At 31.9% G+C, this 22,344-nt stretch carries 24 protein-coding genes; 5 read left to right on the top strand and 19 right to left on the bottom strand.

Features of this window, described 5'->3' with window-relative positions; translation table 11 throughout:
* Position 1: 1 nt before the first annotated feature.
* The 10 genes from atpH to ACIQ2Z_RS00475 form a co-directional block, all read right to left on the bottom strand.
* Positions 2 to 535 carry an ATP synthase F1 subunit delta gene (atpH, locus tag ACIQ2Z_RS00520; protein ID WP_396182315.1) on the bottom strand — a complete coding sequence of 178 codons (534 nt, stop codon included), beginning with the start codon at positions 533 to 535 and terminating at the stop codon, positions 2 to 4.
* A complete protein-coding gene (locus tag ACIQ2Z_RS00515) occupies positions 535 to 1,035 on the bottom strand; it encodes a F0F1 ATP synthase subunit B (RefSeq protein WP_396182219.1) in 501 nt (166 codons plus the stop codon). Before ACIQ2Z_RS00515 ends, atpH begins: the two co-directional genes overlap by 1 nt.
* Positions 1,036 to 1,109: 74 nt before the next feature.
* Positions 1,110 to 1,304, bottom strand: a complete 195-nt coding sequence (gene atpE / locus ACIQ2Z_RS00510; RefSeq protein ID WP_207758934.1) for an ATP synthase F0 subunit C — start codon at positions 1,302 to 1,304, stop codon at positions 1,110 to 1,112.
* A gap of 32 nt (positions 1,305 to 1,336) precedes the next feature.
* Positions 1,337 to 2,476 carry a F0F1 ATP synthase subunit A gene (atpB, locus tag ACIQ2Z_RS00505; RefSeq protein ID WP_396182314.1) on the bottom strand — a complete coding sequence of 380 codons (1,140 nt, stop codon included), beginning with the start codon at positions 2,474 to 2,476 and terminating at the stop codon, positions 1,337 to 1,339.
* A 117-nt stretch (positions 2,477 to 2,593) separates the two neighbouring features.
* Positions 2,594 to 2,992, bottom strand: coding sequence for a hypothetical protein (locus ACIQ2Z_RS00500; RefSeq protein WP_396182218.1), 399 nt, complete (start codon positions 2,990 to 2,992; stop codon positions 2,594 to 2,596).
* Complete coding sequence (locus ACIQ2Z_RS00495; protein ID WP_396182217.1) at positions 2,989 to 3,216, bottom strand: AtpZ/AtpI family protein; 228 nt, start codon at positions 3,214 to 3,216, stop codon at positions 2,989 to 2,991. The genes ACIQ2Z_RS00500 and ACIQ2Z_RS00495 overlap by 4 nt, the downstream gene beginning before the upstream one ends.
* Positions 3,185 to 3,592 carry a polymer-forming cytoskeletal protein gene (locus ACIQ2Z_RS00490; protein WP_290861120.1) on the bottom strand — a complete coding sequence of 136 codons (408 nt, stop codon included), beginning with the start codon at positions 3,590 to 3,592 and terminating at the stop codon, positions 3,185 to 3,187. The genes ACIQ2Z_RS00495 and ACIQ2Z_RS00490 overlap by 32 nt, the downstream gene beginning before the upstream one ends.
* A gap of 8 nt (positions 3,593 to 3,600) precedes the next feature.
* On the bottom strand, positions 3,601 to 6,441 hold the full coding sequence (locus tag ACIQ2Z_RS00485; protein ID WP_396182216.1) for a gliding motility protein: 2,841 nt from the start codon (positions 6,439 to 6,441) through the stop codon (positions 3,601 to 3,603).
* A gap of 142 nt (positions 6,442 to 6,583) precedes the next feature.
* Complete coding sequence (locus tag ACIQ2Z_RS00480; protein ID WP_396182215.1) at positions 6,584 to 7,279, bottom strand: ABC transporter ATP-binding protein; 696 nt, start codon at positions 7,277 to 7,279, stop codon at positions 6,584 to 6,586.
* A gap of 27 nt (positions 7,280 to 7,306) precedes the next feature.
* Positions 7,307 to 8,779, bottom strand: a complete 1,473-nt coding sequence (locus ACIQ2Z_RS00475) for a DUF5687 family protein (RefSeq protein WP_396182214.1) — start codon at positions 8,777 to 8,779, stop codon at positions 7,307 to 7,309.
* Between the two features lie 129 nt (positions 8,780 to 8,908).
* On the opposite strand from ACIQ2Z_RS00475, the gene ACIQ2Z_RS00470 reads away from it, so the two are divergent.
* Both ACIQ2Z_RS00470 and ACIQ2Z_RS00465 read left to right on the top strand, forming a co-directional pair.
* Positions 8,909 to 9,961: a 2Fe-2S iron-sulfur cluster-binding protein gene (locus ACIQ2Z_RS00470; RefSeq protein WP_396182213.1), complete on the top strand. Its 1,053-nt coding sequence runs from the start codon at positions 8,909 to 8,911 to the stop codon at positions 9,959 to 9,961.
* A gap of 83 nt (positions 9,962 to 10,044) precedes the next feature.
* Positions 10,045 to 10,353, top strand: coding sequence for a hypothetical protein (locus ACIQ2Z_RS00465; RefSeq protein WP_396182212.1), 309 nt, complete (start codon positions 10,045 to 10,047; stop codon positions 10,351 to 10,353).
* Positions 10,354 to 10,394: 41 nt separating this feature from the next.
* Here the strand turns inward: ACIQ2Z_RS00465 and ACIQ2Z_RS00460 are convergent, their stop codons facing one another.
* Both ACIQ2Z_RS00460 and ACIQ2Z_RS00455 read right to left on the bottom strand, forming a co-directional pair.
* Positions 10,395 to 11,393, bottom strand: a complete 999-nt coding sequence (locus ACIQ2Z_RS00460; protein ID WP_396182313.1) for a glycosyltransferase family 9 protein — start codon at positions 11,391 to 11,393, stop codon at positions 10,395 to 10,397.
* A gap of 140 nt (positions 11,394 to 11,533) precedes the next feature.
* Positions 11,534 to 12,139 (bottom strand): DUF4254 domain-containing protein, encoded by a 606-nt coding sequence (locus ACIQ2Z_RS00455; protein ID WP_396173772.1) that lies wholly within the window; start codon positions 12,137 to 12,139, stop codon positions 11,534 to 11,536.
* Between the two features lie 69 nt (positions 12,140 to 12,208).
* On the opposite strand from ACIQ2Z_RS00455, the gene upp reads away from it, so the two are divergent.
* On the top strand, positions 12,209 to 12,862 hold the full coding sequence (gene upp / locus ACIQ2Z_RS00450) for a uracil phosphoribosyltransferase (RefSeq protein ID WP_396182211.1): 654 nt from the start codon (positions 12,209 to 12,211) through the stop codon (positions 12,860 to 12,862).
* On the opposite strand, the gene ACIQ2Z_RS00445 is transcribed toward upp, so the two are convergent.
* On the bottom strand, positions 12,857 to 13,798 hold the full coding sequence (locus ACIQ2Z_RS00445; protein WP_396182210.1) for a hypothetical protein: 942 nt from the start codon (positions 13,796 to 13,798) through the stop codon (positions 12,857 to 12,859). The two genes, upp and ACIQ2Z_RS00445, sit on opposite strands and share 6 nt — an antisense overlap.
* A gap of 46 nt (positions 13,799 to 13,844) precedes the next feature.
* Between ACIQ2Z_RS00445 and ACIQ2Z_RS00440 the strand changes: the two genes are divergently transcribed.
* On the top strand, positions 13,845 to 14,075 hold the full coding sequence (locus tag ACIQ2Z_RS00440; protein ID WP_290861086.1) for a uracil phosphoribosyltransferase: 231 nt from the start codon (positions 13,845 to 13,847) through the stop codon (positions 14,073 to 14,075).
* On the opposite strand, the gene purD is transcribed toward ACIQ2Z_RS00440, so the two are convergent.
* Positions 14,067 to 15,341, bottom strand: coding sequence for a phosphoribosylamine--glycine ligase (gene purD, locus ACIQ2Z_RS00435; protein WP_396182209.1), 1,275 nt, complete (start codon positions 15,339 to 15,341; stop codon positions 14,067 to 14,069). The genes ACIQ2Z_RS00440 and purD overlap by 9 nt on opposite strands.
* Before the next feature lie 127 nt (positions 15,342 to 15,468).
* Here purD and ACIQ2Z_RS00430 point away from each other — a divergent pair, with 127 nt between their 5' ends.
* Positions 15,469 to 16,797, top strand: coding sequence for a phenylacetate--CoA ligase family protein (locus tag ACIQ2Z_RS00430; protein ID WP_396182208.1), 1,329 nt, complete (start codon positions 15,469 to 15,471; stop codon positions 16,795 to 16,797).
* Here ACIQ2Z_RS00430 and ACIQ2Z_RS00425 read toward each other — a convergent pair.
* Genes ACIQ2Z_RS00425 through ACIQ2Z_RS00405 form a run of 5 tightly spaced genes read right to left on the bottom strand, consistent with a single transcriptional unit; the run spans position 16,772 to position 22,308 of the window.
* Positions 16,772 to 17,551: a glycosyltransferase family 2 protein gene (locus tag ACIQ2Z_RS00425; RefSeq protein WP_396182207.1), complete on the bottom strand. Its 780-nt coding sequence runs from the start codon at positions 17,549 to 17,551 to the stop codon at positions 16,772 to 16,774. The two genes, ACIQ2Z_RS00430 and ACIQ2Z_RS00425, sit on opposite strands and share 26 nt — an antisense overlap.
* A complete protein-coding gene (locus ACIQ2Z_RS00420; RefSeq protein WP_396182206.1) occupies positions 17,551 to 18,918 on the bottom strand; it encodes an undecaprenyl-phosphate glucose phosphotransferase in 1,368 nt (455 codons plus the stop codon). The genes ACIQ2Z_RS00425 and ACIQ2Z_RS00420 overlap by 1 nt, the downstream gene beginning before the upstream one ends.
* 1 nt (position 18,919) lies before the next feature.
* Positions 18,920 to 19,903, bottom strand: coding sequence for a UDP-glucuronic acid decarboxylase family protein (locus ACIQ2Z_RS00415; RefSeq protein ID WP_396182205.1), 984 nt, complete (start codon positions 19,901 to 19,903; stop codon positions 18,920 to 18,922).
* Entirely contained in the window at positions 19,848 to 21,233 is a 1,386-nt protein-coding gene (locus ACIQ2Z_RS00410) for an O-antigen ligase family protein (protein WP_396182204.1), read from the bottom strand. The genes ACIQ2Z_RS00415 and ACIQ2Z_RS00410 overlap by 56 nt, the downstream gene beginning before the upstream one ends.
* The gene (locus tag ACIQ2Z_RS00405; RefSeq protein ID WP_396182203.1) at positions 21,175 to 22,308 is read right to left on the bottom strand and encodes a DUF1972 domain-containing protein; all 1,134 of its coding nucleotides are present in this window, start codon (positions 22,306 to 22,308) and stop codon (positions 21,175 to 21,177) included. The genes ACIQ2Z_RS00410 and ACIQ2Z_RS00405 overlap by 59 nt, the downstream gene beginning before the upstream one ends.
* Positions 22,309 to 22,344 lie beyond the last annotated feature (36 nt).

Genomic DNA, 22,344 nt, shown 5'->3' with positions numbered 1-22,344 from the left:
ATTAATTACTAAACTCTCTCTTTAATTCTTGCAATCTGTTGGCAACAGATGCATTGTATTGTTGGTCACCTATTCGTAAAATAAATCCTCCAATGATTGATGGATCTACTATGTTTTCTAAAGTGATTTTACTTGATGAAAACTCTTTGATTTTAGCTAAAACTTTCGCTTCTAAATTGGGAGTTATAGGAAAAGCCGTGGTTACTTTAGCTACTTCAATTCCATTCAATACATCGTGTTGAGCGTTGTATTGTTTGGCAATTTCTGCTAAAATTTCAAAACGTTTGTTTTCCTTAAGCAATAAAAACAATCCTTTGGTGTCCGGTTGAACCGAAGCAAAAATTTCAGCAATGGCTGTATACTTTGCTTGTGGTTTTACCACCGGACTGATTAAAAAATGTTGTAACTCTTCGTTCGAACTTACGGTACTTAAAATCAAGTTCATGTCTTGATTCACCGCATCAGCTCTTCCGTTGGAAACAGCATTTTCTATTATTGCTTTCGCATATCTAATCGCAGCTCTTGACATACGGATTAATTTAATTTAGCGTCACCTAACAGTTGAACAACCAATTTGGTTTGAGATTCTTTGTTAGACAATTCGTCTCTTAATACTTTTTCTGCAATTTCTAATGATAAGGTTGAAACTTGATTTTTCAACTCAGCCATTGCTGCATTTTTTTCACTTTCGATAGCCGCTTTTGCTTGAGCAATCATTTTCTCACCTTGCAATTGAGCTTCTGATTTTGCATCGTTAATCATTTTTTCTTTGATTTCACGAGCTTCTTTCATCATCGCATCACGTTCTGCTCTTGCTTCTGCTACTAACTTTTCATTAGAAGATTGAAGATTTAGCATTTCTTTCTTAGCATTTTCAGCAGAAAGTAAAGCATTTCTGATTCCTTCTTCTCTTTCGTTAACGGCATCTAAAATTGGTTTCCAAGCAAATTTTTTCAATAACAAAACTAGACAAACAAATAACACTGTTTGTAATATAAATAAGCCTGTAGAGAACTCACCTAATAATTGTTCCATTTATATGTTTTTTTAATTTTAATTGTTTAAAAACAATTGTTGCAACCAACCGTTGCAACAATTGTTAATACTATTTATTTCCCTACGAAAAATGCAGCGAAACCAATACCTTCAATCAATGCAGCTGCAATAAGCATAGCTGTTTGAATTTTTCCAGAAGCTTCTGGTTGACGAGCGATAGCGTCCATTGCTGAACCACCAATTTTACCGATACCTAAACCAGCACCAATAACGATCAAACCTGCTCCTACTAAATTTGGAATTGTCATAATGTATATATATTTAATTAAACATTCAGTTATTAATGATGAGCATCCTCGTGATGATGTTCCTCTTTAGCAGCACCAAAATAAAGTGCTGTTAACATTGTGAAAATATATGCCTGTAATCCGGCAACTAAAATTTCTAAAATCGATAATGCAAATGCTAAAACAAATGATAAACTACTTCCTATCATATTGTTAAACGTATACATCATAGCTATGATGCTCATTAAAACAACGTGTCCAGCTAACATATTTGCATATAGACGAACTGTTAAAGAGAAAGGCTTTATTAGAGTTCCCAATAATTCAATTGGTGCTAAAATAATTTTCATTAGAACAGGAACTCCCGGCATCCAGAAGATGTGGCCCCAATAATTTTTGTTAGCTGTTATAGTTGTAATAATATATGTTAAAATAGCCAAGGCTGCTGTAATGGCGATATTATTAGTTACATTAACACCAAGAGGGGTTAATCCGAACATATTTAGAAACCAAATAAAGAAAAATACTGTAAGCAAATAACTCATATATTTCTTATAGTGTTTCTCTCCTATATTAGGAATAGCGATATCATCTCTTATAAATAAGATAATCGGTTCAAAGAAACGTCCTACACCAGTAGCAATACCATTATTCTTTTTATACGATTTTCCTAAACTAACAAATAGCCAAAACATTAAGAAAGAGGCAACTAAAACCATAAATATATTTTTGGTAATAGATAAATCTAATGGTTTAACATTGCTCGGATGATTATGCTCATCCATATTTAAGGTTCCGGTACTATCCGTTTTGTATATCTTTTCGTGATACAATTTATAATAGTTTCCATCACTTTCTGCAACACTTTCTCCATGATGGAATTTAGAAGACATGAATACTTGTAAACCATTATCCCATAAAATCACAGGTAATGGAAATCCAATGTGCTTTTCTTCTCCACTTTGTTTACCGTAAGAAAACAAATGAAATTCATGTGAATCCAGCAAGTGATGTTGAATAAACTCCGCTCTTTCTTTTTCTCCTTGTTCTTCATGAGTTAAATCTTTCTCTTCAGCAGTAACAGCAACTGTTTGAACAGCAGTAGAATCCGGATTATTTGCAGCCGCTACCAACGGTAAAACCGATACCAGCAAGGCAACTATAAAATGAAGTGGTTTTTTTGAAATCACCATATTGTTTTTTAACTTAAATAGTTGGGTTCCTAAAATTTGGTGCAAAGGTACATTTTTTCTTTATTATGCAAGTGTATTGAAAAAAAAAATTGATTAAAATGCAACTTAAAAGTGTGTTTACTGATTTTTGTTCAATAATCGTATGGTGATTAGTGTTTCAATTGCTAAAAATAGAATGAAAACGGCAAAAAAGTTAACTTTCTCAATGGTGTTTTCACTAGAAGAATTTAAAATAGGACGAAGTATAAAATAGGAAACTGCCATTTTTATTGATGTACAAACCAAGAATGTCATTCCGGTAGAATCAAAATTCTTTTCGGAAACTTTAATAATCACAAAAAGAATAATTTTTGAGAAGACAATATATATAAAATATAAAAATGGAATAGAGTAATAAAAATCTTGAGCGGCATCCTTCAACGTTGATTCTTGAAAAATAATAATGTGTATGATAAAAATTGGAACTACAACAAGTAGGTATTTATAAATGTCCCACAATTTTTTTATGCTTATCATTTTTCTTTGCTTAGTTGGTTCACTTGACGATAGACGTTATATAAAGCTAAAAAAACGCCAATCATCGTAAAAATTTTGGTGTTTGAGTCTTTTACATTCCCATATTTTTCATCTAAAAACTGTCCGAGGTATGCAAAAAGAAAAATCACCACACCCATTTGGATGGGAATATTGATGAGTTGCAGCCACTTATTAAGCGGTTTTTTCTTCGGTTCCGGAATCATTTTGAGGTAGTAGTGATTTTACATTAGGTTTCATCACGCAGGTAGCACTAAACTCAGCACCAGGTTCTACGGCCAATTTTCCGCAAATAACCTCACCGTGGATACTGGCTTTTGATTTAATACTTAAAATTTCTGTAACCTGTATTTTTCCGTCAAACTTACCTTCAATATCGGCATTTTTACAAATAATATCGCCTTTAACGCTTCCGGCGGGGCCAATAACTAATTTTCCTTTTGATTGAAAATTGCCAACTAAATGACCATCCAATCTAAAATCAGCTGAGGAAGAAATATCTCCTTTAATAATGGTACTTTCAACTATTCGGTTTGTTTTCCCAAGTAAATCGGTATATGATTTTGAATCTTTTTTAAACATGTTCATGGTTACCCTTTTTTTGGATTATTAGGAGAAGGAGGCATCATTTGTGATTCAGGATCTTGCCTTGTATTTCCTTTTGGAGTAGATTTTGGATCGTCTATACCGGAAGGAGGCTGCATATTATTAGTGCTTTGAGTTTGTGCTGGCTTTTTCTGGTTTTTATTTGGAATAACAATTTCCTGTTTCACTTCTGTTTGCTTTGGTTGTTTTGGCTTGGCAACATATGGCGGCGGAACAACTCTTAAATCAGGGTTCAAATATTCTTCTAAATTTTTTCTGATTTGAACAATTTTATAATTTTCAGAGGAAATTATAATAGCTTTTTCTGAAATTTTATAATCTTTAAACTCTTTCAAGATTGACGCAACGCCTTTAGCATACTCTTCATCTCGCAAACCATGAATCACAAAGAAATTTTTGTCCATAGTATACAAATCTATTGAGGTAGTTAACTGAGTTTGGTTTCTTTCTTTAATAAATTTAGTTACTTTTTCAATTAAAACCTTCGTCTTTTTATCCTCTAAATTATCTGCATGATAAAGCACTTTATAACTGGTTGGTTCAGCCTGATCAAAATACAGACTTTCTAAATAAGGGATATTATCTGAAAGCAGTAATTCAGCTTCTTTTCCTTCTTCAGAATTTGGATAAGTTAAAGACACATAATTTAAAGCTTTTCTGTATTCAAAAACCCCCTTAATTTTCCCTATTACATTTGCTTTAAGCAATTCAAATTTAGGCAAGGTTTCTTCTCCGGTGAATTTCTCAATAGCCGGTTCTACGCTTACAATAACTTGTCTGTAATCTCTATCTTCATATACTTTAAACAAGTTCTTATAAACAATCTCCGGGTCGTCAATTAGATTTTCTGCTGATGTACCCGATTTACTTAAAATTTGAGCATACCTAGAATCCGGGAATTGAGTGATGATGTTCTCTTTAATCGTCAAGGCTTTTGCAGGATCAATGATTTCGTATATTTTATATAAACTATACAATGCCGGCAACACCAATCGATCTTCAGGTTTGCTTTTCAATAAAATTTCTAATCGATCAGCAGCTAATTGATATTCTTTAAATTTTTCTTTATAGATTACTCCCAATTGATAATAGGCATAGTTTCTCTCTTTCGCGATGCTATCTAATTCCTTTTTTGAACTAGGCAATTGTCCAATATAAAATTCAGGTGAATACCTTAAGTTATCTTTTTCGTCAACAATTTTTTCTTCTTTTATATTTTCAACAACTTCCTCTTCCTCTTCTGTTGAAATAGTTTGTTTTTTATTAGAAAGTCTCCAATTTCCCTCTGATGATCTTTTTCCCCAGTTTTTAATAAATTCTTTTTTTCCAAAATCTATGGAACTCTGGTTGTAAAAATAAAAAGTGGATGATTTAGGATTTGCTTGTCCTAAACTGGCTTTATTTTTTATTCCGAGTTGATTTTGGTTTTGAGAATTTCCTGATTTTGATTCATCTTCACTTACTTCTCTTAGATTTTTTGCTGCTTCTGCAGCAAACTCATCTTCTTTTTTGATTTTATTGATGTAATCTTCATAAAAAGCAATTTTATCAGCATCTGATAATGATGCAATATTTAAAATGCTGTCATTTCGTTGAGCAATTCCTTCATATTTAATTACATCTTCTAAATTATCTCTCTTTTTTCGGATTGCTTTGAACTCTCTTGTTCTTTGATTGAGCAACACCAAAGTACTGTCATAATATTTTCCGGAAGTTTGATATTCAGCTTTGTAAAAATATATTTCAGCAATATTTCGATAGTTTGAAGCCATCATATATTTATCACTTGTTTGATAATCCAAAGAATTGTTATAGTTAAAAACTGCTTCCTTAACATTATCTTGTTTGTGATAAAACAACGCTTTTTGGTGAAATAAAAAATCTAAATAAGGTCTGTTTTCGCGATCATCAATCAATTTATTATACTCAGTCATGAAGGCTAACGTGTCTCCTTTAGTGAAATCAAACTGTTGAGCCTGTTTAATTTGAGCATGAACAATATATTGTCTTGGAGATTTTCGCTTCATATCGATAACGGACTGATAGGCGGCGAAAGCACTGTCTTTTTCGTTTATAGATTCAAATAACTGACCTAAAATAAAGCGATAACGAGCTTTTTCTTCGTCTTTTTTAGTAAAATTTAAGGCTTGTTTTAATTTAGAAATGGCACTGTCTTTTTGTTCTAAATTAAGATAGGCTTGTGAAAGGGTCGCATTTGCATCTGCAAAAATCTGGTCTTTAAATTTAATTTCGTTTAATAATTTTGTAAGGTTATTAACGGCTAAAGCATCATTTTCCAAACGAACATTGGTTTTTTCACGCCAAATCTTAGCTTCATAAATTTTATCACTATCCGGATTTTTATATAAAATATAATTGAATGCTTCTAATGCTGGGATAAAACGCTGGTCGTAATATCGTGATTTTCCCAAGAGCAAATATGCTTCATCCATTTGAGGGTTTTTTTCGCTTCCTTCAATAAGCATTGACCGTTTTTGAATTGCTTTTGTAGCCTTATCTTCGGCTCTTTCGAAATTTGCATTTTTATTTTCCCCCGGAAGAATTTCTTCCTCAGCAACTTGCATTCTTTCAATTGGAAGTATTTCCCAATAATTATCATTATAATTGGTTATAATATCTTTTAACCCAGCCTCTAAAGCTAAATTACCGTTATATAATACATTAAATTCTGTATTAAGTGCCTGAAATTTTCGATTCACTAATTTATCTTTTCTGGTAGAACAAGCAATCAGAAAGACTAATAAAAAAGAAGCAAAAATATATCTAAAGATAGAGGATTTCAAAATAAAAACGTTTAATGGCATAACTAAAAAGTACTGTTTTTAGTATATCGCAAGGGTAAAAATACGTTTCTTTTTGTAATAGAGAAAAATATTGCGGTTTTTTTGTTTAGAAACGTTCTTCCTGACTAAATTAAAAGAAAGAACGTCCCTGTTTATTGTCTATTTAAGCCGCAAAAAATGCTTCTAACTCTTTCAACGTTTCTGAAGAAGGAATTAAATCTTTTACAATTTCTCCTTTTTGAAGAGCTACGATTCTGTTGGAAACCTCAACTGTGTGTTGCAAGTCGTGACTGGAAACTAAGACCGTTACCGTTTTATCATCTGCCAATTCTTTGATAATTTTTTTCAAACGAATTTGCGTTGTTGGATCTAAATTAGCAAAAGGCTCGTCTAAAATAATGACTTCCGGTTCGCCAATTAAAGCTGCTACTATTCCCACTTTTTTGGAATTCCCTTTGGATAAGTCTCTTAAATATTTTTTATTTTGTAAAATTTCACCATTAAAGAAATCCTCATATTTCAATAAAAAAGCATCCACATCCGCTTTGTTCCAACCTCTCAATTCACCAATGAAATAAAAATATTCTTCGGGTGTTAAATAACCGATTAAAAAGCTTTCGTCAATAAAAGCGGATGTAAACGGTTTCCACTGTTCACTGGTATGAACTTGGATGGAATTACTGGTTATTAAACCAGTGGAGGGTTGAATCAAATCTAACAACAAACTGAAAAAAGTGGTTTTTCCGGCTCCGTTATTTCCTACTAATCCAAAACTTTCGCCTTTTGGAATTTCAAGATAATCAATGTTTAAGACGGTTACACCGTTGTAGGATTTCGTAAGGTTTTGAACTTTTATCATGGCTATATCTTTATATTATGGAACTAATTAATTTTTTTGCTTATACGCTGCAATGGTTTCGTATTTCTGCTTTTGATAGATGTTTTCAATCATGTTGAACACTTTGCCTTTTAAAGCAAAACCGGCTATTCCCGCTCCTGCCACAAATGCAAATCCAACTAAATCACTAAAAAAATAATTCCCGACAAAGTACAAAGCAACAGGTAAGATAATTTGAGGAATAATCAGCAAAAAGGTTTTAAAATTAAATGCTTTTTTATCGCCAAAAGCGTTCTTATTACTTGTTAAATCAATAGGCGTTCGGGTAAAAGCTCCCGCTAAAAGCACAATGTAGGCATTGATTCCAACATTATAGAAAGCTACTGCAATTACCGCCAGATAAACTTTCCAACCAAAAAATAAATAGAACGAAGCCAAAACGGTTGCTACAATTGTAACAATAACCATTAACCACCATTTAGAGCTTAAATAATCGCGGTATTTGATGTTCTGACTCATCATTAAATTGTAGTACGAACTATCCCAACTTGGTACAAATTGCCCGAAGTTGAATAAAAATCCGCCCGACACAAAAATGGCTCCAAAAATCATTGAAAAAGGACCGTCATACGCTTCAATAGCTCCTGTCATAAAAATTAATCCGTAAAAAAGGAACATGACACTCATGATAATAACCATTCGCACGCGTTTGTTTCGCGTAATTAATCGGATATCGTTTTTTAGAAACGTTCCCAAAGTACCAAATTGATCCAACCATTCAAAATTTTGAGTGGTGGCAATTTCATGTTTGGAAGATAAACCGGCATCAAGGTACAAATTGCTTTTAAAGAAACTGTGTGTGATTTTATAAACGCCAATTAAAGCTATAATAGGAACAACTATCAACCATGGCCTTTCATACAAGCCTTTAAAAAACAATTGTGTATAAATGGTTACATCATATAGTTCAAAATATTGCAAAGCTCCTAAACCGGCAAACAAAGCTACAAACGAATAAAACATCACGTCTTTTTTGTCAATCAGAATGTTTAGAAAATTGATTAACAAAACAATGAGCATCATTCCGAAAAACCAAGATAGTACGCCAAGAACTTCAAAGTTTTCAATTAATAAAACGATGGAAAGTGGCACAAAGAAAAACAAATGCATGATATTGAAAAAAGACAAAACTGTTTTCCCTAACGTATAATTGACAATTGCATCTTTTTTAATATTGATATACAACAACGGTTTAATATTCATAACCGGAGTTTTTTGTAAAAAAAAGCGGAATACTATATCAAACACAAAATAATAGATAAGGAATCGATTGATTACTGCAAAAGGTTCAGTTTTCATCGTATCTTCAATGATAAAATAAGAGCCTGCACCTAAAATCGAAAAAACCACTATAAAATACAGAGCTCCAAAAAGCATCAATATTTTTATTGCCAAATTAGTTTGAAAAGAGGCCGATCTTAAAAATGATTTCCATTCGAGACTGATAAAATGTTTCACCATAAACAAGTTGAGTTTTATGAATTATAAAGTTAGTAGTCTAAAATCTTTTTTGTTACTACAAAGCTGAAAAAATAGTTTTCAAACTCAATCAAAATCTTTCAGATTCGTAACTTTGCAAAAAAAATTACCATGTCAACTTTTTTTAAATTATCTGTTAAAGAAATTAAACGCGAAACACCGGAAGCTGTTTCCATCCTTTTTCATGTTCCTGCTGAAATTCAAGCAAACTATCAATTTATTGCCGGACAATACCTTAATTTAAAACTGACTTTAGACGGCACTGAAATTCGCCGAGCCTATTCCATTTGTTCCACTCCGGAAAGTGGCGAGTTACGAATAGCGGTAAAAGCAATCAAAAACGGCTATTTTTCAAAGTTTGCCAACGAACAATTAACTGTTGGGAAAGTGATTGAAGTGGGCACTCCCGAAGGAAAATTTACTTTTGAACCGGATGCATCCCGACAAAAAAACTACGCAGCTTTTGTTGCCGGAAGTGGAATTACACCCGTCATGTCCATTCTTCAAACGGTTTTACAAAAAGAACCTAATAGCACATTTGTATTGGTTTATGGAAATAAATCAGCCGATGAAACGATTTTTTATAAACAATTGCATGATTTGCAGTTAAAATATGTGGGCCGGTTTTTTGTGCATTATATCTTCAGTCAACAAAAAGCAGATGACCAATCATTTGGAAGAATTGAAAAATCGACGGCAAACTTTGTATTGAAAAACAAACATAAAGAAAAAGAATTTGACAAGTTCTATTTATGTGGCCCGGAAGAAATGATTACTACCGTAAGCCACGTGTTAAAAGAAAATAATGTCAAAGAAAAAGATATAAAATTCGAATTGTTTTCGGCTTCTTCTGCTGAAAACACCCTTAGCAAATCGTTAGAAGGTCATACTAAAATCACCATTTTGTTAGACGGTGATGAAACTTCCTTTGAAATGTCGCAAAAGCAAAACGTGTTAGAAGCGGCTTTAAAACAAGGATTGGACGCTCCCTATTCTTGTCAGGGAGGTATTTGTAGCAGCTGTTTGGCACGAATTACTAACGGTTCTGCCGAAATGAAAAAGAACACGATTTTAACTGATAAAGAAATTGCCGACGGATTAATTTTAACTTGTCAAGCACATCCAACCTCTAGTGAGATAGTTGTGGATTATGATGATGTTTAAATAATTGCGAGTTGAAGGTTGCGGGTTAGGGGTTGAAAGTTGTTTGATGAAATTGATTTTTGCCATTGTTATTGTCATTGACTATGAAAAACAAACTGGAAATATTTAAAAAAGCTCAAGACCTTTTGGATGAACCGGAAGTACAAGAACTTATTGACTATTGCGAGCGTTTGGAAGATGAATTGGTGGATTTCAAATTTGAAAAAACCAATAACAAAGAACTGATTTTATTGGATATGATTCGCGAAGTAATCAAAGGTTGCAATGCGATGGAAAAAGAACAATTGGAACACGAACGGTTTGGTTTTGAAGCTCCAAACTATGCAGAAGCTGTTTCCAATTTAAAATCATTTATTTTGGAAATGTGCAAAGACAATAAAATTTACTTGTAAATCAATAAACTGTCACTGAAAACTGTGACTGCGACTGAAAACTAAACTCCCAACTGCGACTGAACACTGAACACTACTTTTTCCGGTGAAATACTTCGCATCACATCTTCATAACCTTCCACTTTTTTATTTCCATAGATTGATGTTGGTAAAAGCGGATATTTCTTTCTGTCAGCGGTTATGCAGTTTTCCAACGGCTGATTGAAAGGTGCAAATCCTGCAAATGGATGTGTGGCTCCCCAAAGTGTGATGACTTTTACATCCAACATTGCAGCAATGTGTGCATTTCCTGAATCCATAGAAAGCATAACATCTAAATTAGAAATCACATCTAGTTCTTGGTTGAATTTTAATTTTCCGGCTAAGACAATTACGTTTGAATGATTATTTTGAAGCTGATTTAATTTCTGAATTTCTTCGTTTCCTCCACCAAAAAGGAAAATTTTAATTGCATTATTTTGGGTCAGTGCATCAATCACTTGTTGCATTAAATCGATTGGATACACTTTGCTTTCATATTGAGCAAATGGAGCAATTCCAATCCAATTTTGAGTTTTATTTCCAGTGATTGTTTTAATTTCTTCTGATAAAACGGCTTTGTCTGGAAATTGAAAATTGGTTAAATCAAATGAAAATCCGAGTTTTTGAAAAGTTTCCACATGTCTTTCCACCATTGGTTTTAAGGGTTTAAAGACTTTATTTGTCAAACTTGTTAAAGCCTTTTTTTCTGCTCTGCCTTTGTCTGTAAAAGCTACTATTTTTCCGCTTAAAGCGAATAAGTTTCGGACAACTTTAGAACGTAAAACGTTATGTAAATCGGCGACTGCATCAATATCTAATTTTTTTAAATCCGAAAATAATCGAAGTAATCCGAAAAATCCTTTGTGGCGTTCTTTTACATCAACCGCAAAAAAAACAACATTCGGAATTCCGTCAAAAAAAGGTTTAAAAAACGGTCGGGAAACTACCGTGAGTTTTACTTGAGGAAATTGTTTTACAAATGCTCGTATAACAGGAACTGTCATCGCAACATCGCCCATTGCAGAGAGTCTGATTACGGCGATATGTTGTGGATTTTGAGACAATTAATGATTTTTAGAAATTAAAAACCATTAAGAAATAAAGGTTCATTAAGTTTATATGCTTAACTTTTCTTAATCTCTTAAAGGTTCAAAAAAAATTACTTCTTATTTTGATACAACACAGGATTTAATTCATCGTCGTTGTACATTTTCATTTGTTTGTAAACTTTCATGAATTTATCGCCACTTTCAATGTCTTTCAACAATTGATCAATTGAGGAAAACATGTCGCTTTTTTGGTCCAATAGAACATTTAATTTCTCTTGACATTTGGCTCTATGTTCAACGGAAGCTTCTGTTCGATTAGCTTCTTCATTCATATGATAAATTTTCAAAGCCAAAATCGACAAACGATCAATTGCCCAAGCCGGACTTTCAGTGTTGATTTTTGCATCCGCTTTTACTGTTACTCCGCTATATTTTTGAAGAAAATAGCTATCAATATATTCCACCATATCCGTACGAACTTGATTGGAAGCATCGATTTTTCTTTTTAAAACCAAAGCAGCTACCGGATCAATTTGCGGATCGCGAATAATATCTTCGTAATGCCATTGAACGGTATCCACCCAATTTTTAGCATACAACAAATGTTCGATTTTATCCTTAGGATACGGATTATTAACAGCTTGATCCACACTGTCATGAATGTGATAATCAGCAATACTTTGTTCAAAAACGGAAAAGGCTATTTGTGAAAACATACGTCTGTAATTTAAAATACAAATATACTTTTTATACCTTTATCAAACTAATTCCAATACATAAGGTTTATGCATCTTCATTATATCTCCGAACAAAACAGTATTCTCAATCATTTTTTGGCACAGATTCGTGATGTTACAGTACAAAAAGACAGTATGCGATTTCGTAATAATATAGAACGCATCGGTGAAATCATGGCGTATGAATTGAGCAAAACACTGCCGTACAAAAAAATTGAAGTACAAACGCCACTTGGTATTAAAAAAACAAGTGCTTTAGAAGATCATGTTGTTTTATGTTCTATTTTAAGGGCTGGTTTGGCGTTGCATACCGGTTTCATGAATATTTTTGACAATGCTGAAAACGGATTTGTATCAGCCTATCGCCACCATCCTAAGAACGATGATTATTTTGATATTTTGGTGGAATACCAAGCTGCTCCCTCGTTTGAAAACAAAACCTTGATTTTAATTGACCCTATGTTAGCCACCGGACAATCAATTGTTGCGGTTTTAAACAAACTACATTTAGACCAAAATCCAAAAGAAATTCATATTGCAGTAGTGATTGCTGCACCTGAAGGAATAGCTTATTTAGAAAAAAATCTACCTGCTAATTGCCATTTGTGGGTAGCTGCTTTAGATGATAAATTAAATGAAAAAAACTATATCGTGCCAGGTTTAGGCGATGCCGGTGATTTAGCCTATGGGGTTAAATTATAATTGAAACATAAACAGTAATAATCCCGTGATTACAATACTACTTGTAATAATTTCCTTTAACATTGAATCTCTTATAAATTCAAGATAGGCTGTAGCTAAAATGGAAAGAGGTAAAATACTGAAAATAAGCAAATCATTATTTTTTACGGGTGAAAAAACATAAATTAATAGGCTGATTAATAAGCTAAAAATTATTTTTTTATAAGATGCATGTAAAATTAAAGGTCTTCTCGACAGAGTAAGTAGCATCGCAAATAGAAAAAATAATGAAAAAATAATGAAAAGTATCAAAGCCAGATTTTCGACAGAATTACTAAAATAATGAAAATCAAAGTTTAAATCTATTTGTTTCCAAACAATACTTATCCATTCCTTATCAATTAGTAACGAAAAAAATAAAAACAGTACCCCAACAGTAAAAAAAGCAATAAAAGGTAAAATCCAATTTCTATAATCACTGGAAACGTGAAAAATAATAGAGGCAAAAACAATCACAATAAATAAAATACTCCAAAAATGAAAAAGTGTCGCTATAAATATCCATAATGAGGCATCAAATATTTTTTCTTTAGGCGTAATTAACGATTTCATAGAAATTAATCTACGTAATGCCAATAAAATAAAAAAAGAGGCCAGAATTAAATTTATTTTGTTGAAAACTGAAGGAATGAATAGTAAGAAAGCAAAGTAAAATAAAAATGAATAACTATTGTCTTTGCTCAATCCATTTCGCTTTGTGATAAAATTCGTAATGAATAATGAAGCAGTTAATAAAAGTAAAACTGTCCCTTTTTGAAGAACATCAAAAAGCGTCAAAGATGAATCATCTGTACTAATTACATGCTTGATTTGATAAATGAAATAGCAAAAAACCAACAAACTAGTAATTAAAATGTAATTAAATGGTCTTGATTTACTAAAAACACTTGCTATCATAAGGATATTTTATACTTTTGCGATTGTAAATATAATACTTTATACCATGAAAGCATTTTTCGAAGGAATTCAAACCTTATTTGTAGACTTTTTATTCATTCCTTTTGATTTTTTCAGAAGTTTAGAATTATCAAGTTGGTGGGGTGCCAATACCCTTAATTTCATATTCATGCTTGTTTGTTTTGTTTCACTTGTTTATTGGACTTTACAATTGAAACAACATAAAGCTAACAACGAAGAAAATCAAGATACAACGGCTCACTCTTTTTTAAAGTAAGTCGAAACCGATATCTTTTCTATAATACATCTTATCAAAATGTAGCTTTTCTATGTTTTGGTAAGATTTTTTTATGGCCTCTTTAAAATTATTCCCATAAGAGGTAACCGTTAGTACTCTACCACCATTAGAAACTACCGTGTCATTTTCAAATTTTGTTCCGGCATGAAAAACAATAGAATCTTTCACTGCTGAAAAACCGGAAATTATTTTGCCTTTTTCAAATTCTTCCGGATATCCACCAGAAACAACCATAATTGTTGTGGCACTCCTTTGATCAATTTCTAAAGTAATTTCATTTAATTTTTCATTGGCAACCGCTAAAAACAATTCAACCAAATCCGATTTAATTCGAGGAATCACTACTTCTGTCTCTGGATCACCCATCCTAACATTATATTCAATGACAATTGGCTCTCCTTTTACGTTTATTAATCCAATAAAAACAAATCCTTTATATTCAATTCCATCTTTTTGAAGACCTTCAATAGTTGGTTTAACAATTCTTGTCTCGATTTTTTCCATCAAGATTTCGTCTGCAAAAGGGACCGGTGAAACAGCTCCCATTCCTCCGGTATTCAAGCCGGTATCTCCTTCACCAATTCGTTTATAATCTTTAGCGGTGGGAAGAATTTTATAGTTTTTACCATCGGTTAATACAAAACAACTCAATTCAATACCATCCAAAAATTCTTCAATTACCACTTTTGAACTGGCTTTTCCAAATTTTTGATGAACGAGCATATTTCTCAATTCTATTTTAGCCGCAGCTAAATCGTTCAGAATTACAACCCCTTTTCCTGCTGCTAAACCGTCAGCTTTTAAAACGTAAGGAGGAGAAAGTGTATCAAGAAACTTACATGCATTTTCAACTGTTTTGGCAGTAAAACTGTCATAAGCTGCGGTAGGAATTTTGTGTTTGATTAAAAATTCTTTAGCATATTCTTTACTTCCTTCTAGTTTTGCCCCCTCTTTTGATGGTCCTATAACCGGAATTGAAAACAAATTATCATCATTTTTGAAGAAATCATAAATTCCTAAAACTAATGGATCTTCAGGTCCAACGACAACCATTTCTACTTTTTCTTGCAATACAAAATTCTTAATTGCATCAAAATCGGTTGGATTAATTAAAACATTTGAGGCGATTGTGGCAGTTCCTGCATTTCCTGGAGCCACAAAAAGTTTAGTGCATTTTGAACTTTGAAGCATTTTCCAAGCTAAAGCATGTTCTCTTCCGCCGGAACCAAGTAGTAAAATTATCATGTTGTGTTGTTGTTAGAATTGCAAAAATAAGGTGATTTAAATAGAAGTTAAAACGATATTGCAAAAAAAGATTGAGAATATAGCTTTCAGTTAAAGGTTTTATTATTTTTGAACAAAATAGCTGACCGTGTTTAATATTCTTGATTTATCTCTCAAATTAAATGGATTTCCATTAGAAAAAGCAAAAGCTTATTTAAGGTCAATTATTGCTATTCCGGAGGATAAATTTGAGGATTTTATCAATCAGAAAAGAAGGGAAATTGTTGCTTATCATCTGTCAAATAATTTATTTTATAAAAATTTAGCAAAAAATAAAAGTGCTGATTTTTCTTTGGAAAATTGGAATGATTTACCTGTTTTAACCAAAACAGATTTTCAACAATCACTTTCAGAAAGATTATCTTCGGATTTTAATACTAAAAATGTTTATATCAATCGAACATCAGGTTCAAGTGGCGATCCGTTTATTTTTGCCAAAGACAAATTTTGTCATGCTTTAGTTTGGAGTTCTATTTATTATCGTTTTGGTTGGTATGGTTTAGATTTGAACAAAGCCTATCAAGCACGATTTTATGGTTATCCATTGGAATTTTTGAATAAGTATAAAGTTAAATTGAAAGATTTTTTTAGTAATCGCTATCGTCTTCCCATTTTTGATTTGTCGGATGAAGCATTAAAAAAATTTGTCGAAATTTTTAAATCAAAAAAATTTCATTACATCAATGGCTACACGAGTTCCATTGTGATGATGGCTAAATATTTAGAAAAAGAAAATATTGTTTTAAAAGCAATTTGTCCTACTTTAAAAATATGTATTGTTACTTCTGAAATGCTTTTTGAAGAAGATAAAGCTCTATTAGAAAAACAGTTAGGCGTTCCTGTTGTGAATGAGTATGGTGCTTCTGAACTTGATATAATTGCTTTTCAAAACAAAGAAGGTGAATGGATTGTGAACGCTGAAAATTTATTTGTAGAAATTTTAGACGATCAAAATAATCCATTACCATTCGGAGAAGAAGGAAATATTGTAATTACTGCCTTATACAACAAGGCTCATCCATTTATTCGCTATAAAATCGGTGATATGGGTATTTTAGAAAAAAAAGCTTCAAAAAAAATAATATTAAAAAAATTAACCGGAAGAACCAATGATTTTGCTTTTCTACCTAGTGGAAAAAAAGCTCCTGGAATGACATTTTATTCCATAACGAAAACCGTTATGGAAGAAGATGGGAACTTAAAAGAATTTATCATTACTCAAAAAGAAAAAAACAGATTTGAGATTGAATATGTTAGTGAAAAACCACTTTCAAACGAAAGAATATTTTATTTTGAAAAAAAATTAACCGATTATCTTGAAGAAGGTTTAACTTTTACTTTCATTCGAAAAGAAAAATTAGAACGCAGTAAAAGTGGGAAATTAAAACAATTTAAATCGTTGGTTTCTGCACCTTGATGTAAGTTGGTTTAATTATTAACTGCGTGAACAAAAAAATTAGTGTGCAGATTGCTGCATTTACACTATTAAGTTGATGGTACAATCGATATACTTTGTAATTATGCTTGATTAATTCAACTTTTGAAGAAGAAATTGAATTTTTCCGAATTCGATAAATCGCTAAATTTTCAGGTACCGGAAATGCAATTTTAGTTTGTTTTAAAATCGTTAACCACATAATCCAATCTTGTCGTTTTCTAATGTTAGAAATGCTAATTTTTCCAAAAAAACCTGCATCATAAATACCAGTAAGATTACCAACATAATTACAAAAAAACAGCTGACGATAACTCAGTTTTCGGGGAGCGGTAATCAATTTATTAAGCAAAACGCCTTCTTCATCCATACATTCATAAAATGAAAAAGTAAAATGCAATTGATTGGTTACCATAAAACGTAATTGCTTTTCCAGTTTTTGAGGTTTCCATAAATCATCTGCATCTAAAAAAGCAATATAATTTCCTTTTGCTTGGTTTACTGCTTTACTTCTAGCAACACCGGCTCCGGCATTTTTTTCTTGTTTAAAGCATTTTATGCGAGTATCTCGTTGAGATAGTTGTTCTACTATTTCAAATGTCTCATCGGAAGAGCAGTCATCAACGATAATCATTTCCCAGTTAGCATAGGTCTGATTTTGAACAGATTTAATGGTTTCTGTAATAAATTTTGCAGAATTAAAGGTTGGAGTAATTATGGATACTAAAACATTCATTAATACGCTTTTTCTTCTCCTTTAAAAATATTAATTACAGTTTGAATAATAATTTTTAAATCCAGAACAAAAGACCAATTTTCAATATAAAAAACATCAAATTTAATGCGGTTAATCATGTCTTCATCGGTTTCAATTTCGCCTCTAAAACCTTTTACTTGAGCTAAGCCTGTGATTCCCGGTTTTACATAATGACGAACCATGTATTTTTTTACTTTATTGCCGTACGCTTTGTTTTGAGACCAAAGATGAGGTCTTGGTCCAACAACTGACATATCTCCCACTAAAACATTGAAAAACTGAGGCATTTCATCTAAACTTGTTTTTCTCAGAAAACGTCCAATTTTGGTGACTCTGGGATCGTTTTTAGATGCCTCCTTTTCCGTGGTATGATTAATTTGCATGGATCGAAATTTATAACAGTAAAACTCTTCCTCTTCTAAACCGGGTCTTCCTTGTTTAAAGAAAATCGGACCTTTTGATTCTAATTTAATCAGAATAGCTAAAAGAGGCATTAGCCAAGACAGTAAAAAAACAATAACAAAAAGCGAAAATAAGATATCAAATATTCTTTTAAAAGCTTTGGTGGTTGGTTCGTGCAATAAGGTTCGTTGCAACGAAAGAACCGGAAACATTTCGTAATAATCGATTTTTAGATTTTTAGAAAAAATCTGTTTCGTATCAGGAATAAATTTAATTGTTTTGTTGTTTTCGTCTGCAAATTCAACTAAATCCTTTAATTGTTCATTTGTTATTTCGTTAAGCGAACAATATATTTCATCAATTTTATTTTCAATTACATAATTTTTGATGTCGGCTATTTTACCTTTTACTTCTTCGTTTGTTTTTTTATCTGAAAAATAACCATAAAACCGATATCCGTAATCGTTTCTTTTTTCAAAAAGTTCTTTCAAATTAATTGCTTCTTCAGTATAGCCAATTATAACGGCATTTCTAAAATTACTTCCGGTTACAATTCTATATTTTTTTAGATAATAAAACAATAAATATTTGATAAATACAATCAAAATAAAACTTGATGTCATAAACAATGCTACAGCTTTTCCGCTAAATAAAGAATCTTTTGCAAAAGGAAAATAGGCAATCACAACCAATAGAAATACAATCGATTGTTTTAAAATTTTAGATAAAATTTCAACCGGCGTAGTAAATCGATATACTTCATAAAAACCGACAAAAAAGGCAATTAAGATCCAAAATACCACTTGATATGTTTCAAAAAGAAAAAAATCAAGATTTAATTCTTCAAAAAAGAAAAAAGCTAACAATGTAATAACCAATAAGTCTAGTGAAACGCTTATCGGTCTAATAAATTTAGAATATCTTCCTTTTTGATTAGCTACCATATTAATGAATAAAACCAGAAAAATCCTTGTGTTCTTCTTTTAACAACTCTTCAGTAGAAAGTGTTTTAAAATAATCAAAGGTTATTTTCATTCCTTCCTCTCTTGAAACTTTTGGTTCCCATCCTAAAATTACTCTCGCTTTGGTTATATCTGGTTGTCGTTGTAACGGATCATTAATTGGTAAGGGATGATAAACTACTTTTTGAGTTGTTCCGGTTAATTTAATTATTTCATCCGCAAAATCTTTAATCGTGATTTCATCCGGATTTCCAATATTGACCGGTAAATCATAATCAGATAATAGAAGACGATAAATACCTTCCACTTGATCGTCTACATAACAGAAGGAACGTGTTTGCATACCATCGCCAAAAATCGTTAAATCTTCTCCTCTCAATGCTTGTCCGATAAAAGCAGGAATTACACGACCATCATTTAATCGCATTCTTGGTCCGTAAGTATTAAATATTCTAACGATTCTAGTTTCTAAACCATGAAAAGTATGATAAGCCATTGTAATGGATTCCTGAAAACGTTTTGCTTCATCATAAACGCCACGTGGACCAATGGTATTGACATTTCCGTAATATTCTTCCGTTTGTGGATGAACCAATGGGTCTCCATATACTTCAGAGGTTGATGCAATTAAAATTCTGGCATTTTTTACTCTTGCCAAACCCAATAAATTATGCGTTCCAAGCGAACCAACTTTCAGTGTTTGAATAGGAATTTTTAAATAATCGATTGGACTTGCCGGTGAGGCAAAATGTAGAATATAGTCTAAGTTGCCGGGTACAAATACAAATTTGGTTACATCATGGTAATAAAACTCAAAATTTTCCAGTTTAAACAAATGTTGGATATTTTTTAAATCACCGGTAATTAGGTTATCCATCCCAATCACATAATAACCTTCAGCAATAAATCGATCACATAGATGCGAGCCTAAAAATCCGGCGGCACCTGTTATTAAAATTCTTTTCATAAAACATTTTTTTAGGGGCAAAATAATCCTCCGTACTAAACAAACAGTAAAGTAATGTAAAAAACATTACCCCTCGTTGTCTCCATAAGAAAGATTCTGTCAAAAATAAACTTATCATTAGAACTGCAAAAGCAATTTGTATAAAATCTTTGCTCTGTATAGTTTTTTTAAGGGTAAAAAGCAACATTATGACTAAAATCAGGAAACCAAAAAATCCCAATTCAGCAAAATTTTGAATATATTGATTATGAAAGTTTTTTGTTTGGTAACCTTCTTGAGTTTCATTTCCTCTAAAAACATCATATTTAATGGCTTTTTCCTCTAATTTTTTAAAAGAGGCATTTAGTCCATATCCTTTCCAAAAAACAGTTTCTTCCTGAAATAATTCAAAAAACATTCTAGCTTGATAGGCCCGAAAAGCTGTGCCAGGAAAAAAATCATTGGGTGTGAACTTTTCATTGGTCCACGCTTCATAAACACTTAGCACATTCACACCCACCAAATCTTTATCAATTACCGTAGAACTCAAACTTTTTTCTGTATTGGATTGAAATTCTGCTTGAAAACGCTCTTTAATTTTGCCGGCAAAAAACAAAGTAACCAAAAGAACTAAAAAAACCAACATGTTTCTTAATCGCATCTTGTGGGCGATTTTAGAATAGAAAAAGTAGTCAATTAAAATCAGAAGGATAAAAACCAACACAATGTTTTTAGAAGACAACAATAATATAAATCCAAAAAGCAAAAGACTGCAAAAAATTTCTAGTTTCGTTTTTACTTCTTTTGTAAAAAAATAAAAAAAGGCAACGGCAACATAGACGGAAACATGAATGGCATTGACTTCTTTGGTGACCAATTCATGATAAAAAAAAACGCTTGAATCGTTCGTTAACAAAAATCGAATAATCGCTTTTACTAAATAAAAAGCCACGTATAAAACCATTGCATAGCTATAGTATTTAATAATTTTTTGCACTTGCTCCTTTGAAAACGGTTTCATCACCATAAACAAAATTGGAATCAACAGTAAACTGATTTCCTTTGGAATTGCTTTTAAAGTAGCTTCTTTATCAATGCTCCAAAAGTAAGAAAGCAGCATTAATAGAAATAAAGTCACAACAGGTAAAAGCCATTTTTGAAGTCGAAATGTTGAAGTGGAATATTTAATTAAAACGGAAAGCGAGAATATAGCTAAAAAAAAATTGTTTATTCCATAAGCCATCGGAATAGTACACAATACCAACAAAAAGGGAATAAAAGAAAAATGTTGTTTATTTTCCTGTTTGATGTCTAGCCATACATTGCTCAAAAAGTTGAAGATACTCCCCATTTATTTTCTCCCAGTTAAATTTGTTTATAATGGCTTCAAAGTTATTTTGAATGAATTGCAAGTTATCATTTTTTTTGATTTTGAGCAGTAAATTTTTTACTTCTTCTGCATTGGAAAAATAATAGCTGTTTTCTTTTAAAATACCACGATTAAAATCATTGTTGTGGGCTAAAACTAAAGCTTTAGAGGCCATTGCTTCCAACAATGAAGGATTGGTTCCGCCAACTGAATGACCATGAAAATATAATTTAGAAAAATAACGAAGATTATTTAAATGTTCAAGGTTATAAATAGCTCCTAAAAATTTGATGTTAAATTGGTTTTTATATCTTGTTTTTAAGTATTCTCCATATTTTGTATTATGATTACCTATCACCAAAATCGGTGTTTCATCATTACTTCGTTCAACTCCATCCAAAACCATTTCAAAATTATTTTCAGGTTCGAAACGGGCCATAATCATGTTAAAATTATCTTTTTCAACTTGATACTCGTTCAAAATTGACTCGTTTGGACTGTTAAAAGGATGAGCTCCGTAAGCAATATAGGTAGATTCTTTCTTATATCTTTTTTTCAAAAAGCTTTGAATGCCAATAGAATCGGAAACCAAATGATCGCTACTTATTGCTGCTAAACGTTCGGCAAAGCGAAGAAACTGTTGAACCGGTCTGCTATATTTAGAACGTTTCCATTCAATTCCGTCCATATTTGTAATAGTAATCGCTTTTTTGGGAAGCATAAAAAACCAAATTGAATTACTAGTGTAACCCAATTGCAGAATAATATCAAAATCTCTTTTGCGAGAATCTGAAATACAATTGTAATCGTAGATAAATTGCCCAAAAGTTCCGTATTTATACTCTGGATCGTTTTGGTGAATAATATGTACACCTTTGAAATTTTTTTCCTGAAATTTATGATTGTGAGAGTTATAGCAATAAACTTCGTGTCCTTTTTCAGCTAAATACACCGAAAAAAATTCGGCAAACTGTTCGAAACCTCCGTAGTAATTGGGGATGCCGCGTGTACCGAGTATTGCTATTTTCATTCGTTCTTTAGGTTGGTCTGCTGGCAAAAATAAGGTTTTACATGAAACTAACAGAATGTAATA

Origin of the sequence: Flavobacterium sp., assembly GCF_044361015.1 — a bacterium.
GTDB lineage: Bacteria > Bacteroidota > Bacteroidia > Flavobacteriales > Flavobacteriaceae > Flavobacterium.
The sequence above is the reverse complement of the archived record's forward strand: the minus strand, read 5'-3'. Positions and strand labels throughout refer to the sequence as shown.